This window comes from Algoriphagus mannitolivorans DSM 15301, from assembly GCF_000429425.1.
Classification (GTDB): domain Bacteria; phylum Bacteroidota; class Bacteroidia; order Cytophagales; family Cyclobacteriaceae; genus Algoriphagus; species Algoriphagus mannitolivorans.
Genome location: NZ_AUBV01000016.1, coordinates 51694 through 69551, shown reverse-complemented (window position 1 = coordinate 69551; position 17858 = coordinate 51694). Strand labels below are relative to the sequence as shown.

The window sequence follows — 17858 nt, the reverse complement described above, 5'->3', positions numbered from 1 at the left end:
TGCTATTGGTCCTAAAGCCAATTCATTACCCTCCAAGAATCCTCGAAATTTCAGTTTGAATCCAATCTACTACTCAAAAAACCTAAACTTTTGACCTATGTCAACAGCCAAAAAACTTAAGCTCGGTCTCGTCGGTGGAGGCCCGGGTTCTTTTATCGGAGCCATTCATTTGAACGGAGCTTTAATGGATGGAATGTACGAGCTCGTTTGCGGAGCTTTCAGTTCTAATCCAGTCAAATCCAAGCAAAAGGGAGATGAGCTCATGCTGGACCCTTCCCGAGTCTATGGAAGCTACGACGAGATGTTTGAAAAAGAATCCCAGCTCCCAGAAGGGGTTCGGATGGATGTCGTTGCGATTGTCACTCCCAATAATGTTCATTTTGATCCGACAGTAAAGGCCTTGAAGTATGGGTTTCATGTTGCTTTGGACAAACCTTTGACTTTGAATTATAAAGAGGCAAAGGAGCTTTACCATATAGTATCAGCTTCTGAAAAGCGATTTTTGCTCACTCATACTTACACGGGCTATCCCATGATCAAGCAGGCCAAGCAAATGATTATGGATGGGAAAATCGGAAAAGTCCGGAAAGTCTATGTAGAATATCCCCAAGGCTGGCTGTACAAGCTATTAGAGTCAGAAAATAACAAGCAGGCCGAATGGAGGACCGATCCTGCCCGCAATGGCCTGGCTGGTTGTATGGGCGATATCGGTACGCACGCTTTCAATATGGTGGAGTATGTGACCGGTGAAAAAGTCTCTCACATTTGTGCGGATCTTTACATTAAAATCCCGGGAAGGCCGATCGATGATGACGGAGTGGTTTTGCTTCGCTTCGAAAATGGTGCCTCTGGAGTCTTGATGGCCTCTCAAACAGATACGGGATGCGAAAACAATTTGAAACTTCGCGTTTACGGTGAAAAAGGAGGGTTGGAATGGGAACAAGAACTTAATAATTCTCTGACAGTCAGATTCCCAAATGAACCGGCCCAGATTTTCCGAGCTGGAACAGGTTACCTCGGTTCCTTGGCTCAAGAAAATACCCGAACTCCTGCAGGTCATCCGGAAGGATATGTAGAAGCTTTTGCAAATTTGTACCGCAACTTTGCCCGCTGTATTTATGCTGATCGAGCAGGTGAAAAGCCAAAGTGGGAATGGGAAGATTATCCCGGCATCGAAGATGGCATTCGAGGGATGGCCTTTATCGAGCATGTCCTACGAAGCAATACTTCCGATCAAAAATGGACTCCATTCATTGTAGAAAAATAAACAGATCTCAAATTATTCAAACCCATAACCAACATGAAAACGATAAAAGGTCCCGCGATATTCCTGGCACAGTTTGCCGACGATAAAGCACCTTTCAATAACCTTCCCAACATCACCAAATACATGGCTGATTTGGGATACAAAGCAGTCCAAATTCCTTCCTGGGATTCCAGATTGATCGATTTGCAAAAAGCTGCAGAGAGTAAGACCTATGCAGATGAAATCAAAGGAATTGTCGCTGATGCGGGAATGGAAATTTCTGAACTTTCCACACACCTTCAAGGACAGCTCGTGGCAGTACACCCGGCGTATAATGAGCTTTTTGACGGATTTGCTCCGGCGAATCTCAAAGGGGATCTCAAAGGCAAATCTGCCTGGGCCACCCAGCAATTAAAGTATGCTGCCAAAGCTTCTGCAAATCTTGGTTTGACGGCTCATGCGACCTTCTCGGGAGCCTTGATGTGGCATACGGTTTATCCTTGGCCTCAACGACCGGCTGGCTTGGTGGATACCGGCTTCACCGAATTGGCGAAGCGCTGGACTCCCATTCTGGATGAATTTGATAAGTATGGGGTGGACGTTTGCTATGAACTACACCCAGGAGAAGATCTTCACGACGGGATCACTTTTGAAATGTTTTTAGATAAAGTAGGAGGGCACAAGAGAGCGAATATCCTTTATGATCCCAGTCACTTTGTGCTTCAGTGTCTAGATTACCTTCAATTCATTGATTTCTATCACGATAGAATCAAAATGTTTCATGTGAAGGATGCGGAATTTAACCCAACCGGTAAGCAAGGAGTTTATGGAGGATTCCAAGGCTGGGTAGAACGTACCGGAAGATTCAGGTCCTTAGGCGACGGTCAAGTTGATTTTGCTGGTATATTTAGCAAACTTTCTCAGTACGATTATAGCGGATGGGCCGTTTTGGAATGGGAATGTGCAATCAAGCATCCTGAGCAGGGAGCGGCTGAAGGCGCACCATTCATTGCCGATCATATTATTCGAGTGACTGAAAAGGCATTTGATGACTTTGCCGGTACTGGTGCCGACGAAGACTTCAATAAGAAAATTTTAGGAATTTAAGTACCCAAAACAAATAAATCATGAAAATTACAAAACCATTAAACCTTGCTCTACTCGCTGTTGCGGGATTGACCTTTGCTTGTGGAGGAGGAGAAAAATCAACTGAGACCACTACAGAAGCTTCAACTACAGCAGCTGCACCGGCTCAGGAAATGAGCCTTGAGGACAAATACAAGGATAACCCGATCTACATCAAAGGTTTGGAGAAGGTGAAGGGATCAGATTGTACTTCTTGTCATATGGTGGAAAGAAAAATCGTAGGTCCATCTTATGCGGAAGTTGCAGCCAAGTATGAAAATACCGAAGAGAACATCACGATGCTGGCTCAGAAGGTAATCGCCGGAGGAGTTGGAGTTTGGGGAGAAGTTCCGATGCCAGCGCATCCAGGATTAAGTGAAGAGGATGCCAAGGATATGGTAGCCTATGTTTTGTTGTTGAAAAAATAAGAAATGAAGAAAAGTTATTTGGCTTTAATGGCAGCGGCAGGAATTCTTGCCGCTTGCTCTTCTCCAAAATCTGAAGGTGAAGTTTCTGCCGACTCTTTGGCTATTGAAGCACCTGCAGAGGAGTGGATCCCACTTTTTGACGGACAGACTTTTAATGGATGGTCCAAATATGGGGGAGGAGAAGTAGGAAAAGCCTGGAAAATTGAAAACGGTGAAATTTATCTAGATGCCGCTAATAAGGATGGTTGGCAGACTGGGGATGGTGGAGATATTGTCACCGATGAGGAGTTTGAAAACTTCCACTTCAAATACGAGTGGAAAATCGCGCCTAATGGAAATAGTGGTGTGATCTTCTTGGTTCATGAGTCTCCTGAATATCAGTATCCATGGCAGACAGGTCCAGAGATGCAGGTTTTAGACAATGAAGGACATCCAGATGCCAAAATCATTAGCCATAGAGCGGGTGATCTGTACGACCTTATTGTTAGCAGTGAAGAGACTGTTAAACCAGCTGGGGAATGGAATCAAGCCGAGATCGTTATCAATCAAGGTAAACTTGACTTCTTCCTTAATGGAGTAAATGTGGTATCAACACAGCTTTTCACTCCGGAGTGGGAAGCCTTAATTGCAAAAAGCAAGTTTAAGGATATGCCGGGCTTCGGAAAATACAAGAAAGGTAAGATTTCCCTTCAGGATCACGGGGACGTGGTTCATTTTAGGAATCTGATGATTAAAAAGCTATAAGTAGAAAAGGCTCCTCAAGGAGCCTTTTTTTATTGCCTGGTCACTTTTTCTTTTTTGATGTAAGCGATCTGATCTTTCCACTCTACTTCATACCAAACGTCCTTGGAAGAGCGGATTTTTACCCGATGACCAGGTTCTACCAAATCAATGAGTTCTCCCCCTGCAGAGGGTTTAGAAACAATGAAAGTAGGGCTTCCGGTAACCAAACCGGTGTTTGGGCCTTTTAAGAAATTATTGATGAGGAAAATAAGCGTAATCAAGAGTCCGGAAGGCCAAAAAAACCTGGCTTCCGTATCTCCTTTAGACCAGAGGAAAATTAAAGAGACAATGAGCAAAAGAGAGAGGACTCCTACGACTATTTCTTTGTATTCCACCAAAAACAAGACGAATCTCATTCCGTCGCTTACTTCGTAGCCTACCAATTCATTCTGTCCAGTTAGGCTTTTGATTTTTGTGATGGTTTGTGGATTGGGGCTAAGGTCGTAATATTTACTCAGGTATAATGCAGCGCTTTCTTTGTCTCCAATCCCTTCAGAAATGAAGGCCATTTTAAGGAGCATAGAGGGAGAATAGATGCCGGATTGGTAGTTTTCTTGATAAATACCCATTGCCTCTTTATAACTTCTCTGATTAAACAAAGAATCTGCAATCATAAGTTGAGGCACATCGGCCTGACAATGAATGGTTTGCAAAAAGAGGAAAAAAAATATGGAAAGTTTTGTGAGAAAGATTGATTTTAAGCTTTGCATTTAGAATTCAGAGTCATAAATTTGCAGTCCAATTACGGCAATGATCTGGCAAAAAGCAAGCTCAGGGAGTCAATTTGGAAGATTTAAGATTCCGTAGCTCAGCTGGTAGAGCAACCCGATTTTATCGGGTGGTCCCTGTAGTTGAGTTCGAGATAGAAGGTTAAAAGTAGCTTTCAAAAAAATATTAGATTCCGTAGCTCAGCTGGTAGAGCAATACACTTTTAATGTATGGGCCCTGGGTTCGAATCCCAGCGGGATCACAGTTTTAACTTGCAAGGAGTTAAAAATTGAAAAAGTTTCGGGGTGTAGCGTAGCCCGGTATCGCGCCACATTTGGGATGTGGAGGTCGTAGGTTCGAATCCTGCCACCCCGACTTATTATATAGCTAGAGATAGTTATCCAGGTCCGCTAGCTCAGCTGGATAGAGCAACTGCCTTCTAAGCAGTAGGTCTTAGGTTCGAATCCTAAGCGGATCACAAAAACAAAGAGCGGAATTCGTTCCGCTTTTTAGTTTATATCGATAGAGAGCAAAAGAGCTCCTTTATGAATATTAGATTCCGTAGCTCAGCTGGTAGAGCATCCCGATTTTATCGGGAGGGCCCTGTGGGAGAGCGCGAGATTGAAGGTTAAAAGTAACTTTCTAAAAATATTAGATTCCGTAGCTCAGCTGGTAGAGCAATACACTTTTAATGTATGGGCCCTGGGTTCGAATCCCAGCGGGATCACAAAAGCAGACTGAAAGGTCTGCTTTTTGTATTTTAGGCCTAAATAAGATCCATAGCCAGTACCTACATTCTTTATTCAAAAAAGCTCAACAAGTCTTATGTGGGTGCATGTATCGATTTGAAAAGGAGGTTGTATGAACATAATCTTGGTCATACGAAATTCACCTCCACGGGAGTTGGTCTATGAAGAGCAGTATTCAAATCTTTTGAAGGCAAAAAAGCGGGAAGCTCAAATCAAAAAAATGAAATCCAGAAAATACATCGAGGGACTAATTGCTTCTAGGGGTTGAGCATCCCGATTTAATCGGGAGGGCCCTGGGTTCGAATCCCAGCGGGATCACAAAAGCAGACTGAGAGGTCTGCTTTTTGTATTTTAGGCCAAAATGAAAAGGGATGGCCAGTTTTTGAGTTTCTTCTTAAACATTTCCTGATTTCTGGAAGAGTATAAACCGGAATAACCCCATCTTAAAAATTCAAGGGGTCCAAATGATTGAAGTGTCCATTTTGGCGAATCCTTGCCCTGGCTTGTTCGGCAGCTTTCAAAACAGGAATCATTCTCTTGAAGTGAATAATCAAAAACTCTGTCCGATCTTTCTCCGACTCCATTTTTAGCAGCTCCAATTCTTCTTCCAGGCTTAGTCCTAACTTGTGCGCAAACGTATAGGAGGTGAGCGTATCCAGCCTTATTTCGGGATTAAAACCAAGGAGGTGAAGCATTTCCTTCAAATAAAGAACATATTCATGCTGTAAGGGTGTGGGGATTCTCATGTCATCATTCAAATACTCCACTTCTCCTCCTGCATAGGTCTTTCCTTCCATGGGGTTGTCGAATGAAAGACTTCGAAATGCTCTCTTGCCTCTGGTTTTAATATCCAAGCGGCCGTCCTCATACCTTTTGAAGACCTTCTCTAAAACAACTTCAGTCCCGTAACCGCTCAGTTTGTCCGTAAAGGTCAAAATCCCGAATGGCCCTTTCTCATTTTCGATATCCATCATAAGTTCTTTATAGCGGGGTTCGAAAATGTGGAGATTAAGTTCCTCGCCGGGAAAGACAACAAGTTTTAGCGGAAATAGGGGGATGTACATAGAAAGACTATTAGGGCTAATTAAAAGTACGGATAACTCTCAAGTAATGATATCAAAAAAATAGCCCCGAATTCCTTCGGGGCTTTAAGCTTATTTTTTAGCGATATAGGTTAGTAAGTCGATGACTTTGTTAGAATAACCCCACTCGTTGTCATACCAAGACACAACTTTCACGAAAGTGTCAGAAAGCTGGATACCTGCTTCAGCATCAAAGATGGAAGTTCTTGCATCACCGATGAAGTCGTTGGATACTACTGCGTCTTCTGTGTATCCCAAAACACCCTTCATGGTAGTTTCGGATGCCTTCTTCATGGCAGCGCAAATCTCAGCGTATTTAGCAGGCTTTTTCAGTCTCACGGTCAAGTCAACCACGGAAACATCAGGAGTAGGTACACGGAAAGCCATACCGGTCAATTTGCCATTCAATTCAGGGATTACTTTCCCCACTGCTTTAGCAGCTCCGGTAGAGGAAGGGATAATGTTTTGGCCAGCGCCACGTCCACCTCTCCAGTCTTTCGCAGAAGGACCGTCAACAGTCTTCTGAGTTGCAGTAGTCGCGTGAACGGTAGTCATCAGACCTTCTTCGATGCCCCAGTTGTCATTTAATACTTTCGCAATAGGAGCAAGGCAGTTGGTGGTACAAGAAGCATTGGAAACAAATACCATGTCAGGAGTGTAAGAGTCCTCGTTTACGCCCATTACGAACATTGGCGTGTCATCCTTGGAAGGAGCTGACATGATCACTTTCTTTGCTCCTGCATCAATATGGCCTTGTGCAGTTTCTTTGGTCAAGAAGATACCAGTGGATTCGATCACATAGTCAGCACCTACATCACCCCACTTTAGGTTTGCCGGGCTTTTCTCAGCAGTAACACGGATAGTATTACCGTTTACAATTAGATTTCCGTCCTTTACTTCTACAGTGCCTTTAAACTGGCCGTGAGTGGAATCATATTTTAGCATGTATGCCATGTAATCCACATCGATCAAGTCGTTGATGGCAACCACTTGTACATCGTCTCTTTCCTGTGCTACACGGAAAGCCAAACGTCCGATTCTTCCGAATCCGTTGATTCCTACTTTAATCTTGCTCATAAGTATTATTGATTTTGAGTATAGGTTTGATTTCAAAAACTGCCTCAGGAGACCGATTTAGGTCAAAAGTTATCCGAGGGCAGGCTAAGTTATCACAAATAAATGGTCTGCCCAAACATCCGATGGATCCGAAAAACAGGAAATAGCCAGATTCCTATTTCAAACGATTTCGTAATTGAAAATTTTTAATTTGGTCTTCAGGAAGGTGAAAATTTTACCAATCCGGTATTTTATAAAATAGAAAATAGGCGTTTTATGTTTGTAGAAGCAATTCTGAAAGTCGCTGGGTTTACCCGTGCAATTCACTCCATTTCCAGAAATTTTGGCAGCCAAAAAGTGGATCGAGGAGCAGCAACCTTATTTTTTGTCAATGATGAAGGCTGGGCGTTGACTTGCAAGCATGTAGCCCAATGGATTTCTCAGGCGGATGCGATCAATAAGAAGTTTTCTCAATACCAAAATGAATCACGGGGGCTTTCTGCAAGTCTTTGCAAAACCGTAGCCAATAAATTGGGTCTAAATGATTCTCAAACAGGTGAAATGCGGATCACCTTTGTGGACTGTGTCAATCAGATCAAAAATATCCGGTTTTTTCTGCATCCTGAATATGATCTGGCACTGATGAAGTTTGAGGGGTTTACCCAAATGGTGACTTCGGGTTTTCCGGTTTTCATAGAAAATGATGCTGAAGTCCAGCCTGGACAAATGCTTTGTCGCCTGGGGTTTCCTTTTCCTGAGTTTTCGAATTTTCACCTGAATTTGCAAACCGACCAGCTGGAGTGGATCAATTCCGGTCAACCCCGATCCCCACGCTTTCCTATTGAAGGAATGGTGACTCGTTTTTTGGGAGATAAGAACGGAAAAGTCTATGGGATAGAAATGAGTACTCCCGGGCTAAGGGGCCAAAGCGGTGGGCCTCTTTTTGATGGGGAAGGGAAAATTATGGGGATGCAAAGCCGTACGAAGCACCTGCATTTGGGATTTGATATTGAAGACAAAGAGATTATGGCTCATGGCAAAATCAAAAAGATCAATGATTATGCTTTTATCCATTTGGGGGAATGTATCCATGTTTCGGTTTTGAAGGAATTCATGGACCAGCATGGGGTTAAGTTTCAGAAGGGATAAAAAAAACCGGGTTTTTAAAACCCGGCTTCTTGCTTTATGCCAATTGAGCTAAAATTTCATTGAAAGTCTGGCTCGGCCTCATTGCTGTTGAAGCTTTTGCTTCGTCTGGTCTGTAATAGCCTCCGATATCCACGGGAGTCCCTTGAGAGCTGTTGTATTCTTCTACAATCTTGGCTTCGTTTTCCTTCATGGCTTTTGCCAAAGGAGCAAATTTAGCAGCCAAAGCAGCATCTTTGGTTTGCTTGGCTAATTCCTCAGCCCAATACATGGCCAAATAGAAATGTCCTCCTCGGTTGTCCAGCTTGCCGACTACTCTTGCAGGAGATTTGTCTTCTTCCAGCCATCTTCCTGTCGCGTTGTCCAAAGTTTCCCCCAAAAGTATGGCAGTACCATTGTCAAAAGTCTGTCCCAAATGCTCTAGGGATACAGCCAAGGCCAGGAATTCACCTAAGGAATCCCAACGCAAGTGTCCTTCTTGAGTAAACTGCTCCACATGCTTTGGCGCAGATCCACCCGCACCTGTTTCAAACAAGCCTCCCCCGTTCATCAAAGGAACAATAGAGAGCATTTTAGCGGAAGTTCCTACTTCCAGGATAGGGAATAGGTCGGTCAAATAATCTCTCAGCACATTACCTGTCACAGAGATGGTGTCTTTTCCTTCGCTGATTCTTTGGCAGGAGAAAAGCGTAGCTTCTACAGGAGTCATGATGTGAATCTCCAAACCAGTCGTATCATGATTAGGAAGGTATTTATTCACTTTCTTAATCAATTCGGCATCATGTGCTCTGTTTTTGTCCAACCAGAATACGGCTGGGGTATTGGAAAGTCTGGCTCGGGTTACCGCAAGTTTTACCCAATCCTGAATCGGAGCATCTTTGGTCTGACACATTCTCCAGATATCACCAGCTTCTACTTCATGGGAAATCAAAACAGTCCCATCAGCATCGACAACGTTTACTTTTCCTGAGAAAGGAATTTCAAACGTCTTGTCATGTGAACCATATTCCTCGGCTTTTTGAGCCATCAAACCTACGTTTGGCACAGATCCCATGGTAGCAGGATCGAATGCTCCGTGAGTTTTGCAGAAATCTATCACAGCTTGGTAAACTCCAGCATAAGATCTGTCTGGGATGACGGCCTTAGTGTCTTGAAGTTTTCCAGCCTTATTCCACATCTGTCCTGAGCTTCGGATCATCGCAGGCATGGAGGCATCAATGATCACATCACTTGGAACATGAAGGTTGGTAATTCCTTTGTCTGAATTCACCATCGCCAAATCAGGGCTCTCAGCATAGCAGGCATCGATATCCGCCAGAATTTCAGCTTTTTTATCGGCTGGTAGCTTTTCTATACTCGCCAAAAGATCGCCGAATCCGTTGTTCACATCTACACCAACTGATTCCAAAGTAGCCGCATGCTTTTGGAATACCGGTGCAAAGAAAACTTTTACCGCATGACCAAAGATAATTGGGTCAGAGACCTTCATCATGGTGGCCTTCATATGCAGGGAGAAAAGCACCCCTTTTGCCTTAGCGTCTTCTTTGGCTTTTTGCAAGAAGGCCTTCAATGCGGAAATGCTTAGGCTTGAAGCGTCAATGACTTCTCCTTCCTGAAGTTTTAAACCGGATTTCAGAACTTCTTTATTCCCGTCTTTGCCTACCAATTCGATCGAAACGGTAGTGGCTGCAGGCATGGTCATGGATTTTTCACTTCCATAAAAATCCCCGCTGCTCATACTGTCCACGTGGGATTTGGAGTCTGGAGTCCATTTTCCCATGGAATGAGGATGTTTTCTGGCGTAATTTTTCACAGCCAAAGGAGCTCTACGGTCAGAGTTTCCTTCGCGGAGCACCGGGTTAACTGCAGAACCTTTGATTTTGTCGTATTTCGCTTTGATGGTTTTTTCCTCCTCCGTTTTAGGCTCTTCAGGATAGTCAGGAAGAGCATACCCTTGGGCTTGGAGCTCCTTGATAGCGGCCTTTAGCTGGGGAACAGAAGCAGAAATATTGGGAAGTTTGACAATGTTTGCTTCAGGTGTAGTGGCAATTTGCCCCAATTCTGCCAAGGCATCCTTGATTTGCTGCTCAGGCTTGAGGAATTCCGGAAAATTGGCGATGATTCTGCCGGAAAGGGAAATGTCCCGGGTTTCTACCTGAATTCCAGCAGATTTGGTAAAAGCTTGTACAATAGGTAGGAGTGAATACGTGGCCAAGGCTGGCGCCTCGTCGGTCAGCGTATACAGGATTTTTGGAGATTTACTCATGATTTCAATTGTATTCTAAAAAGGATGGACCTGTCGCTCCCTTTTTGGATTCGGCCACAAGGTGGGTGGGGCGATAAAAAAAGAGTAACAGGGTCGAAATTTTCGCGCCTAAAAATACGAAAATAAGAATGGTTTCAAATGCCACTCCAGTAATCGAGAGAGCACTTTAGGGACATTTTGTCAAAGGATGGTAAAGGAGTCGGAATCTCTCCAAGCTGGAAATTTCCTTCGGTATTCTTCCAAAGAATTGGCAGATAGAGTGAGAATTTGGATGCCTTCCTGCTCTCCAAGATCTAAAAGTTTTTCCCCTTTGAAATCATATGCGGCAGAATGTCCCTGGTAATCAATTCCATTTCCGTCTTTGCCGATTCGGTTGACCCCAATAGAATAGGCTAAATTTTCAATCGCTCGGGCAGGCAATAGGATGTCCCAGGCAGAACTCCGGGCTGCTGGCCAACTGGCCACATAAAAAATCACGTCATATCCAGCAATCCCATCTTCCCAGCCATTTCTTGACCAAACCGGAAATCTAAGGTCGTAGCAGATTTGGGGGCAAATATGCCAGCCCTTCAAAGGGAAAATTGGCAGTTTGGTTCCGGCTGAATAGGTTTCTTGCTCATTGGCCATTCTGAACAAGTGGCGCTTATCGTAATGGTCCGTGTATCCATCTGGTAATACCCAAAGGAGGCGGTTGTAAAATTTTCCTCCTTCAGTGAAAATGGCACTTCCGGTCACCACTGCATTTGTTTGGGCCGCCATCTGTTTCATCCATTTGTGGATGTTGAGGTTCATGGGTTCGGCGAGTTTGGTAGCTTCTATGCTGAAGCCAGTAGGAAACATTTCCGGAAGAATAATCAGATCACATTTACCCTTGAGATCCCAGATTTTCTCCTCCAGCATTGCCAGATTGGCTGTTTTGTCCTGCCAGTACAAGTCGGTTTGAACTAGGGCAATGCGGATTTCCGGGCTCTTTTCCATTATTTCAAGGGGTAAATCATTCTGTAGTCAGTAGATATTTTTCCTTTACTCACCTCAATGAGCTTGGATTGGATGAGTCGTTTTTTCAGACCTTTTAGATAATCCACAAAAAGAATCCCTTCCAAATGATCGTATTCATGCTGAATCACTCGTGCGGTCATTCCTGAGAATTCTTCCTCTTTGAGATTCCAGTTTTCGTCAAAATATTCAATCGTGAGTTTTTCCGGGCGAATAATTTCTGCACGTACATCCGGAATGCTCAGGCAGCCTTCTTCAAATCCAAAATTATCTCCATACTCATCGAGAATAATCGGGTTGATGAATGCTCTACGGATTCCTTTTTCCTCATCATTTTCGTCCAGCATCAGCGAGCTATCGATGACGAACAAACGTACGCCTTGGTTAATTTGTGGAGCAGCTAGTCCTACACCACTGGCATGGTCCATGGTGGCGTACATGTCTTGGATCAATTGGGAAAGGTCGGTGCCTTCAGCAATGTCTTCTGCCTCTTTTTTCAGGATGGGATTGCCGTAAGCGACGATAGGGTAAATCATTGTCTTTCTAAATAGGATTGTAGAATGATGGCAGCGGATACCTTGTCTAGGTTTCCGGCCTTTTCTTTTCTGTCTTTTTTCTTGGAGCCCATGGCTATCATGCTCTGCATGGCCATTTTTGAAGTGAACCGTTCGTCAATCAGGGCGATTTTCTTATCAGGAAAAGCTGCTTCCAGCTCTTCTTTGAGTTTCATGACTCTTGGAGTCATTTCATTGTCCTGTCCATTGAGTCTCGTGGGAAGGCCCAGCACTAGGGCTTCTACGGCTTCTTTGGCGCAGTAATTTTTCAGGTAGGCCATCAACTGAGAAGTCTCGATGGTTTCCAGGGGATTTGCGGTGATCTTCAACGGGTCTGTAACAGCCAAACCTGTCCGCTTAGTTCCCAAGTCTATAGCCAAAACTCTGGGCATCAGTTGGTCTGGATTTGTTTACGGATTTTGCGCAGGGCTTCTTTCTCTAGCTGAACGGCTTTGGGGAAAAGGAGTTCGTCTTCGATTTTGGAATGTATGGAAAGTTCTCGCTCAAAATTTTGAAGCTCATGATAAAGGACTTTCATGGTCAGAGGAGCATTCTCTTCCAAATAGTAATCCTTGGTCAGCTTTCGGATGCCTTCCATCTCGTCATCATGGATTTCATGGTGGTCAGCGAGCTGCTGTACGGGGTCTTTCTCCAAAATAACCAAAGCATCCTGAATGTGAAAGTGACCATCCTCAATATCCTGGAGCAGCTCAATCCTTTTGAAAAGTCGGCTTTCTTCCTCGTGGATGTGGTGAATAAAATCTTCCACAAAAAGCGGGAACATGATTTTCAAATCTTGCATCAAGGATTCAAATCCTGGCTCAGCTTGAATTCCTGAAATCATGTTGGATAAGAAGGGGAGTTCTTGCCTTACAAAGTAGTAATGCTTCTTTTTGAGGTAGGCAACCAATAGCTCGATTGGGTTGAGGTACAGCTCTTCGTTGGATGGGTCTTTTTGCTGAGCCCAGCTTTCGAGATGGGCAATCAACTGCATTGGGTTGACCTTGTGTTTTTTGCAGACTTTTTCCAGAGAGTCTGTGGAATATTGGTAAAAGCTGATTCCAAAATAATGGAGCACAGACGCAAAAACATAGTTTTCGGAAACTAATTCTCCTACTGACACTTTCGCGAAATCCCGGTTTAACTCCATTGGACAAAAATAATTTTTTTTGGATGAAAAAAGGGGAATTATTATGACCTTTATCTTCCTCTCCCGTATAAACAATCGTTAATTTTATCTAAAATCCGTTTGTTCTGAGATCAATTTACGGTAGTTTGAGTTTATTAGAGTAGACAAAGAAAAAATCGTGAGCGAGACTAAAAATACGAAAGCCCAAATCAAGTTGCCCATCCTTTTGGCATTATCAATTTCTGCGGGAATTTGGATTGGAGCAACTTTTGCCGAGCCTAAAGGCAATCAAAATGACCTTCGAGCTGCCCTTTACAAGCTTCAGGAGATTATGACATATATCAATCGGGATTATGTCGATAGTGTCAATACCAATGAGCTGGTAGAATATGGCATTAATAAAATGCTCGAGCATCTGGATCCACATTCCAGCTATATTCCAGCAGCAGACGCCACCTTAGCCCAATCTCAATTGGAAGGTGAATATGATGGAATCGGGGTAGAGTTTGGGATCATTCGGGATACCATATATGTAGTGGCACCTCTTCAGGGAGGACCATCTGAAGCCTTGGGTATCCAGTCAGGGGACCAGATCATCAAGGTGGACGGAAAGAATGTAGCGGGAATTGGTATTACCAACAGAGATGTGTTTGATCATCTTCGGGGTCCTAGAGGGTCCAAAGTAATGGTTGATATCAAACGGAAAAACAATCCGACTCTCATCAGCTACGAAATCACAAGGGATAAAATTCCTCAATACAGTATTCCTGCAGCGTACATGGTCAATGATGAAATCGGCTATGTAAAAGTTACCCGATTTGCAGCGACAACTTACGATGAGTTTAAGAAGGCCGTCTCTGACCTGAAAATAAAAGGTATGAAAAAGCTGATCATTGACCTTCAGGGTAATCCTGGTGGATACATGGGGGCTGCAATCAATATGGCAGATGAGCTTCTGGGCGATAGAGATTTGATTGTTTCACAGGAAGGAAAAGTGAGCCAATACAGCCAGAAAGCCTTTGCATTCAAACCAGGTATGTTCGAAGAAGGATCTGTAATCGTTTTGATCAACGAAGGATCTGCTTCTGCTTCTGAAATTTTGGCCGGTGCGGTACAGGATAATGACAGAGGATTGATCGTCGGAAGACGTTCGTTTGGAAAAGGGTTGGTACAAATGCCGATTGACCTATCTGACGGTGCAGAATTGAGATTGACGATTGCGAGATATTTCACTCCTTCAGGAAGATCTATTCAAAAGCCTTATAACAGCAATTATGAGGCCTATGAAAGGGATTGGATTAACCGATTTGAGCATGGTGAATTTTTCTCCGCCGACAGCATCAAGTTCAATGATAGCTTAAAGTACCAGACCAAAAAGGGCAGAACAGTTTATGGAGGCGGAGGAATCATGCCGGATTATTTTGTGCCTTTGGATACTTCCATGAACAGTGCCTATGTTACCAGATTATTCAATTCAGACTCTTCTAGGGAGTATATCCTTGACTACTTGAACAAGAACAAGGATAACTTCAAAAACATGACTTTGGATCAATACTATACCACTTATAAAGTGTCAGATGCCATGCTGATGGAGTTGACTGAATATGGTAAGAAAAACAAAGTGGCTTTTGATGCCAAGGATTTTAATAAATCCAAAGAGTATCTGAGACTTTTAGTAAAAGCTCACATGGGCAGACAGATTTATGACGACAATGCTTTCTACAAAGTAGTCAACGATATCAATGAAGTTTATCTTCAAGCACTGAATCTCTTTGATGAGGCCGATCGGATTGCGATGGCGACCGTTTTGAACTCGACGATCGAAGAATAGTATATTCTTAAATAATCCTTAAAGCCAACCTCTCATCAGGTTGGCTTTTTTCATATTCCAAAAAATGACTTATCATTAGTATCCAAACCCAAAAGGCTATGAAACTTCTTTCCACTCTTTTCTTATTGTTTTTGACCATGACTGCATTTGCACAAATCAAAGTAAACCACATCGCTGTTCATGTCTCTGAGCTGGAGAGAAGCATGGAGTTTTATCAAAAAGTTCTCGCGTTGAAGGAAATTGAGGAGCCATTCAAGGATGGGCTACATGCCTGGTATGACATCGGGGGAGGAGCAGCCTTGCACTTGATAGAGGCGCCAAATTGGCCCAAAGAAATTTCCAAGACGAATCATCTCTGCTTTAGCATTCCGGATATGGCTGCATTTGTTCAGAATATGAAAGCTAGAAATTACCCATTCGAAAGCTGGGCTGGGGTAAAGGGAGAAATCACCAATCGCGTGGATGGGATCAAGCAGATATATATTCAGGATCCGGACGGGTATTGGATTGAGATTAATGATGACTTCTGAGTCCGGGAGTTTTAATTACATGAATTAACCAAACAGTACCCTTTCTCTATGTTTTTCACACTGATTCGATTACAAATCCTCAAAAGCTTTCGGTCAACCGCATTTGCCAAAAGCTTGCTGGCCAATTTGCTACTAGGTTTTCTTGCGCTTTTGCTCCTGAGTTATGTCTTGGGGGCAGGGATTTTTCTAAGAAGAATCATCGAGCATTTTGCGGATGGAGAGGACTTGTTGGGAGTATTGAACAGCTACTTGGTGTTCTTTTTCCTCACCGAGTTTATGTACCGCTATTTTGTGCAGAGTCTTCCAGTCATAGAGCTGGAAAGTCTTCTTCACCTTCCGATTGGAAAAAGGAAGATCATTCACATGCTTTTGTTTCGATCTTTCATTTCTCCCTTATCTGTCATTGCGCTTCTGTTGTTTTTGCCATTCGGGATTCAGGTGGTATTAGTTTCTTATGGTTGGATGGGATTAGTGACATGGCTTGGTTCGATCCTGATGACCAGTTGGACCTTGCATTGGTTTATGCTTTGGTTCAAGCAAAGATTTGAGGATAGTTTGATCGGCCTGTTAGTAGTGTTTGGTGTATTGCTTGTAGGGGCGGGATCCAGCTATATGGGTTGGTATAACTTGGGAGAAATTACCAAACCGGTTTTTGATTTGGCCTTGGTTAGCCCGTTTCCCTTCTTGGCCTTGGTGGGTTTGGTGGTGGGAGCTTATTCCCTTTGCTTCCTTTTCTATGTTTCCAATGCCTATTTGGAAGACCTATCGGAAGAAGAAAATGTCAGGTTTGTCAACCAAAGTTTTGGATGGCTATCCAGGTTTGGAATGCCGGGTGAAATGGCCAATGTGGAATGGAAGCTGATCGTCCGACATAAAAAAAGCAGGACTTTTCTGATGCTTTCGGCATTTTTCCTTTTGTATGGCTTGATATTTTACAACAACCCCGCCTACAAGTCTGAAGATGGATTTAGCTTTATTTTCATTTTCGTTGGGGTGTTTATTACCGGGATTTTCATGATCCAATACGGTCAGTTATTTCTCAGTTGGAATTCCTCCAACTTTGACTTTTACCTCAGTAAAAAATCAGGAGTTGAAGCATTGGTTCGCGGGAAGTATTTATTGTTTTTTGGAATATCCATGGTTTGCTTTTTGGCATCCGTGCCATATGCCTATTTCGGTTGGCATTTTCTGCTGATTCATTTGGCCACCTTTCTTTTCAATATTGGAATATTGGTGCATGTCATCATCTGGTTTGCACTATGGAAGCCAAAGCCAATGGATCTAAACAAAGGAGCGATGTTTAACTATGAAGGGGTAGGGGCCGCCCAGTTTTTGATCATAATTCCTATGATGCTGGGACCTTACCTGATTTATGTGCCCTTTTCTTTATTGTTCAATGATTATATAGGGCTATTTGCTTTGGGGACCATAGGTATCCTCGGCATCATATTTTATAACCGACTTGCTCAGATCAATATCAACCGAGTACTCAACAACCGATACGAAATCTCTTCCTCCTTTAGACAAGAATTATGATACAGATATCCCAACTTAAGAAACAATACAAAGATGCTGTTGTGCTCAATATAGACTCCCTGGAGATCTCAAAAGGTCAATGCTTTGGACTAGTAGGGAACAATGGAGCTGGGAAAACCACACTTTTCCGAATCATGCTTGACTTGGTGAGGGCCACTGAGGGCTATGTCAAAATAGCCGGACAGGATGTTTCCAAGACCGAAGAGTGGAAGTCAATCATGGGAGCATACTTGGATGAACATATGCTTTTGGCTTATCTGACACCGGATGAATACTTCGAGACACTTCGAAAAATATACGGGATGTCAGAAGCAGACCTTAGAAACCATTTGGAAAAGTTTATGGAGCTTTTCAACGGAGAGGTTCTGGAAAAAAAGAAATATATCCGCGATCTCTCCAAAGGGAACCTGAAAAAGGTGGGAATTGCAGCAGCCATGATGGGAAATCCGGAAGTGGTGATGCTGGATGAACCTTTCGAAAATCTGGATCCGAGCTCACAAATCCGCCTTAAAAAGTTGATTCAAAAAGAAACAGAGAATTCGAAGATTACTTTTCTGATCTCCAGCCATGACCTAAATCACGTGACAGATATCTGTGATCGGATTGTGCTTTTGGAAAAAGGGAAGGTTATCAGAGACCTTAGAGAAAAGGCAGAGATGATGTCAGAACTGGAGGCTTACTTTACTGGGTAAG

At 43.3% G+C, this 17858-nt stretch carries 18 protein-coding genes and 4 tRNA genes; 14 read left to right on the top strand and 8 right to left on the bottom strand.

Annotated features, from left to right (window positions below; genetic code table 11):
• Window positions 1-97: 97 nt before the first annotated feature.
• The 4 genes from G458_RS0116010 to G458_RS0115995 are packed head-to-tail and all read left to right on the top strand — an operon-like array spanning window position 98 to window position 3543.
• Entirely contained in the window at window positions 98-1267 is a 1170-nt protein-coding gene (locus G458_RS0116010) for a Gfo/Idh/MocA family protein (RefSeq protein WP_026952789.1), read from the top strand.
• A gap of 33 nt (window positions 1268-1300) precedes the next feature.
• On the top strand, window positions 1301-2353 hold the full coding sequence (locus G458_RS0116005; RefSeq protein ID WP_026952788.1) for a sugar phosphate isomerase/epimerase family protein: 1053 nt from the start codon (window positions 1301-1303) through the stop codon (window positions 2351-2353).
• 20 nt (window positions 2354-2373) lie between these two features.
• Complete coding sequence (locus G458_RS0116000; RefSeq protein ID WP_026952787.1) at window positions 2374-2799, top strand: c-type cytochrome; 426 nt, start codon at window positions 2374-2376, stop codon at window positions 2797-2799.
• A 3-nt stretch (window positions 2800-2802) separates the two neighbouring features.
• Window positions 2803-3543 carry a DUF1080 domain-containing protein gene (locus G458_RS0115995; protein ID WP_026952786.1) on the top strand — a complete coding sequence of 247 codons (741 nt, stop codon included), beginning with the start codon at window positions 2803-2805 and terminating at the stop codon, window positions 3541-3543.
• A gap of 29 nt (window positions 3544-3572) precedes the next feature.
• Here the strand turns inward: G458_RS0115995 and G458_RS0115990 are convergent, their stop codons facing one another.
• Window positions 3573-4196: a tetratricopeptide repeat protein gene (locus G458_RS0115990; RefSeq protein ID WP_245579280.1), complete on the bottom strand. Its 624-nt coding sequence runs from the start codon at window positions 4194-4196 to the stop codon at window positions 3573-3575.
• Between the two features lie 283 nt (window positions 4197-4479).
• On the opposite strand from G458_RS0115990, the gene G458_RS0115985 reads away from it, so the two are divergent.
• From G458_RS0115985 to G458_RS22085, 5 genes are all read left to right on the top strand, one after another.
• A tRNA-Lys gene (locus tag G458_RS0115985) sits at window positions 4480-4552 on the top strand.
• A 39-nt stretch (window positions 4553-4591) separates the two neighbouring features.
• Window positions 4592-4665: transfer RNA gene (locus G458_RS0115980), tRNA-Pro, on the top strand.
• Between the two features lie 29 nt (window positions 4666-4694).
• Window positions 4695-4768 (top strand) — tRNA-Arg (locus tag G458_RS0115975).
• 176 nt (window positions 4769-4944) lie between these two features.
• A tRNA-Lys gene (locus G458_RS0115970) sits at window positions 4945-5017 on the top strand.
• Window positions 5018-5060: 43 nt separating this feature from the next.
• Window positions 5061-5204, top strand: coding sequence for a GIY-YIG nuclease family protein (locus tag G458_RS22085; protein WP_084438890.1), 144 nt, complete (start codon window positions 5061-5063; stop codon window positions 5202-5204).
• A 278-nt stretch (window positions 5205-5482) separates the two neighbouring features.
• Here G458_RS22085 and G458_RS0115960 read toward each other — a convergent pair whose 3' ends face one another.
• Complete coding sequence (locus G458_RS0115960) at window positions 5483-6103, bottom strand: LON peptidase substrate-binding domain-containing protein (RefSeq protein WP_026952784.1); 621 nt, start codon at window positions 6101-6103, stop codon at window positions 5483-5485.
• Between the two features lie 90 nt (window positions 6104-6193).
• Window positions 6194-7198, bottom strand: coding sequence for a type I glyceraldehyde-3-phosphate dehydrogenase (gene gap, locus G458_RS0115955; RefSeq protein ID WP_026952783.1), 1005 nt, complete (start codon window positions 7196-7198; stop codon window positions 6194-6196).
• Window positions 7199-7453: 255 nt separating this feature from the next.
• Here gap and G458_RS0115950 point away from each other — a divergent pair, with 255 nt between their 5' ends.
• Complete coding sequence (locus tag G458_RS0115950) at window positions 7454-8326, top strand: S1 family peptidase (protein ID WP_026952782.1); 873 nt, start codon at window positions 7454-7456, stop codon at window positions 8324-8326.
• Between the two features lie 34 nt (window positions 8327-8360).
• Here the strand turns inward: G458_RS0115950 and G458_RS0115945 are convergent, their stop codons facing one another.
• The 5 genes from G458_RS0115945 to G458_RS0115925 all read right to left on the bottom strand — a co-directional run bounded on the left by G458_RS0115945 (window position 8361) and on the right by G458_RS0115925 (window position 13289).
• Window positions 8361-10589, bottom strand: a complete 2229-nt coding sequence (locus G458_RS0115945) for an NADP-dependent isocitrate dehydrogenase (protein ID WP_035468384.1) — start codon at window positions 10587-10589, stop codon at window positions 8361-8363.
• Window positions 10590-10769: 180 nt separating this feature from the next.
• Window positions 10770-11567, bottom strand: coding sequence for an amidohydrolase (locus G458_RS0115940; RefSeq protein ID WP_026952780.1), 798 nt, complete (start codon window positions 11565-11567; stop codon window positions 10770-10772).
• A complete protein-coding gene (gene def / locus G458_RS0115935) occupies window positions 11567-12121 on the bottom strand; it encodes a peptide deformylase (protein ID WP_026952779.1) in 555 nt (184 codons plus the stop codon). The genes G458_RS0115940 and def overlap by 1 nt, the downstream gene beginning before the upstream one ends.
• Window positions 12118-12531: a Holliday junction resolvase RuvX gene (gene ruvX / locus G458_RS0115930; protein ID WP_026952778.1), complete on the bottom strand. Its 414-nt coding sequence runs from the start codon at window positions 12529-12531 to the stop codon at window positions 12118-12120. The genes def and ruvX overlap by 4 nt, the downstream gene beginning before the upstream one ends.
• A complete protein-coding gene (locus G458_RS0115925; RefSeq protein WP_026952777.1) occupies window positions 12531-13289 on the bottom strand; it encodes a hemerythrin in 759 nt (252 codons plus the stop codon). Before G458_RS0115925 ends, ruvX begins: the two co-directional genes overlap by 1 nt.
• A 157-nt stretch (window positions 13290-13446) precedes the next feature.
• Between G458_RS0115925 and G458_RS0115920 the strand changes: the two genes are divergently transcribed.
• The 4 genes from G458_RS0115920 (at window position 13447) to G458_RS0115905 (ending at window position 17857) form a co-directional block, all read left to right on the top strand.
• Complete coding sequence (locus G458_RS0115920; RefSeq protein ID WP_026952776.1) at window positions 13447-15099, top strand: S41 family peptidase; 1653 nt, start codon at window positions 13447-13449, stop codon at window positions 15097-15099.
• A 98-nt stretch (window positions 15100-15197) separates the two neighbouring features.
• The gene (locus tag G458_RS0115915; RefSeq protein ID WP_026952775.1) at window positions 15198-15629 is read left to right on the top strand and encodes a VOC family protein; all 432 of its coding nucleotides are present in this window, start codon (window positions 15198-15200) and stop codon (window positions 15627-15629) included.
• A 48-nt stretch (window positions 15630-15677) separates the two neighbouring features.
• On the top strand, window positions 15678-17165 hold the full coding sequence (locus G458_RS0115910; protein ID WP_026952774.1) for a DUF5687 family protein: 1488 nt from the start codon (window positions 15678-15680) through the stop codon (window positions 17163-17165).
• Entirely contained in the window at window positions 17162-17857 is a 696-nt protein-coding gene (locus G458_RS0115905; RefSeq protein WP_026952773.1) for an ABC transporter ATP-binding protein, read from the top strand. The genes G458_RS0115910 and G458_RS0115905 overlap by 4 nt, the downstream gene beginning before the upstream one ends.
• The last annotated feature ends 1 nt before the right edge of the window (window position 17858 follow it).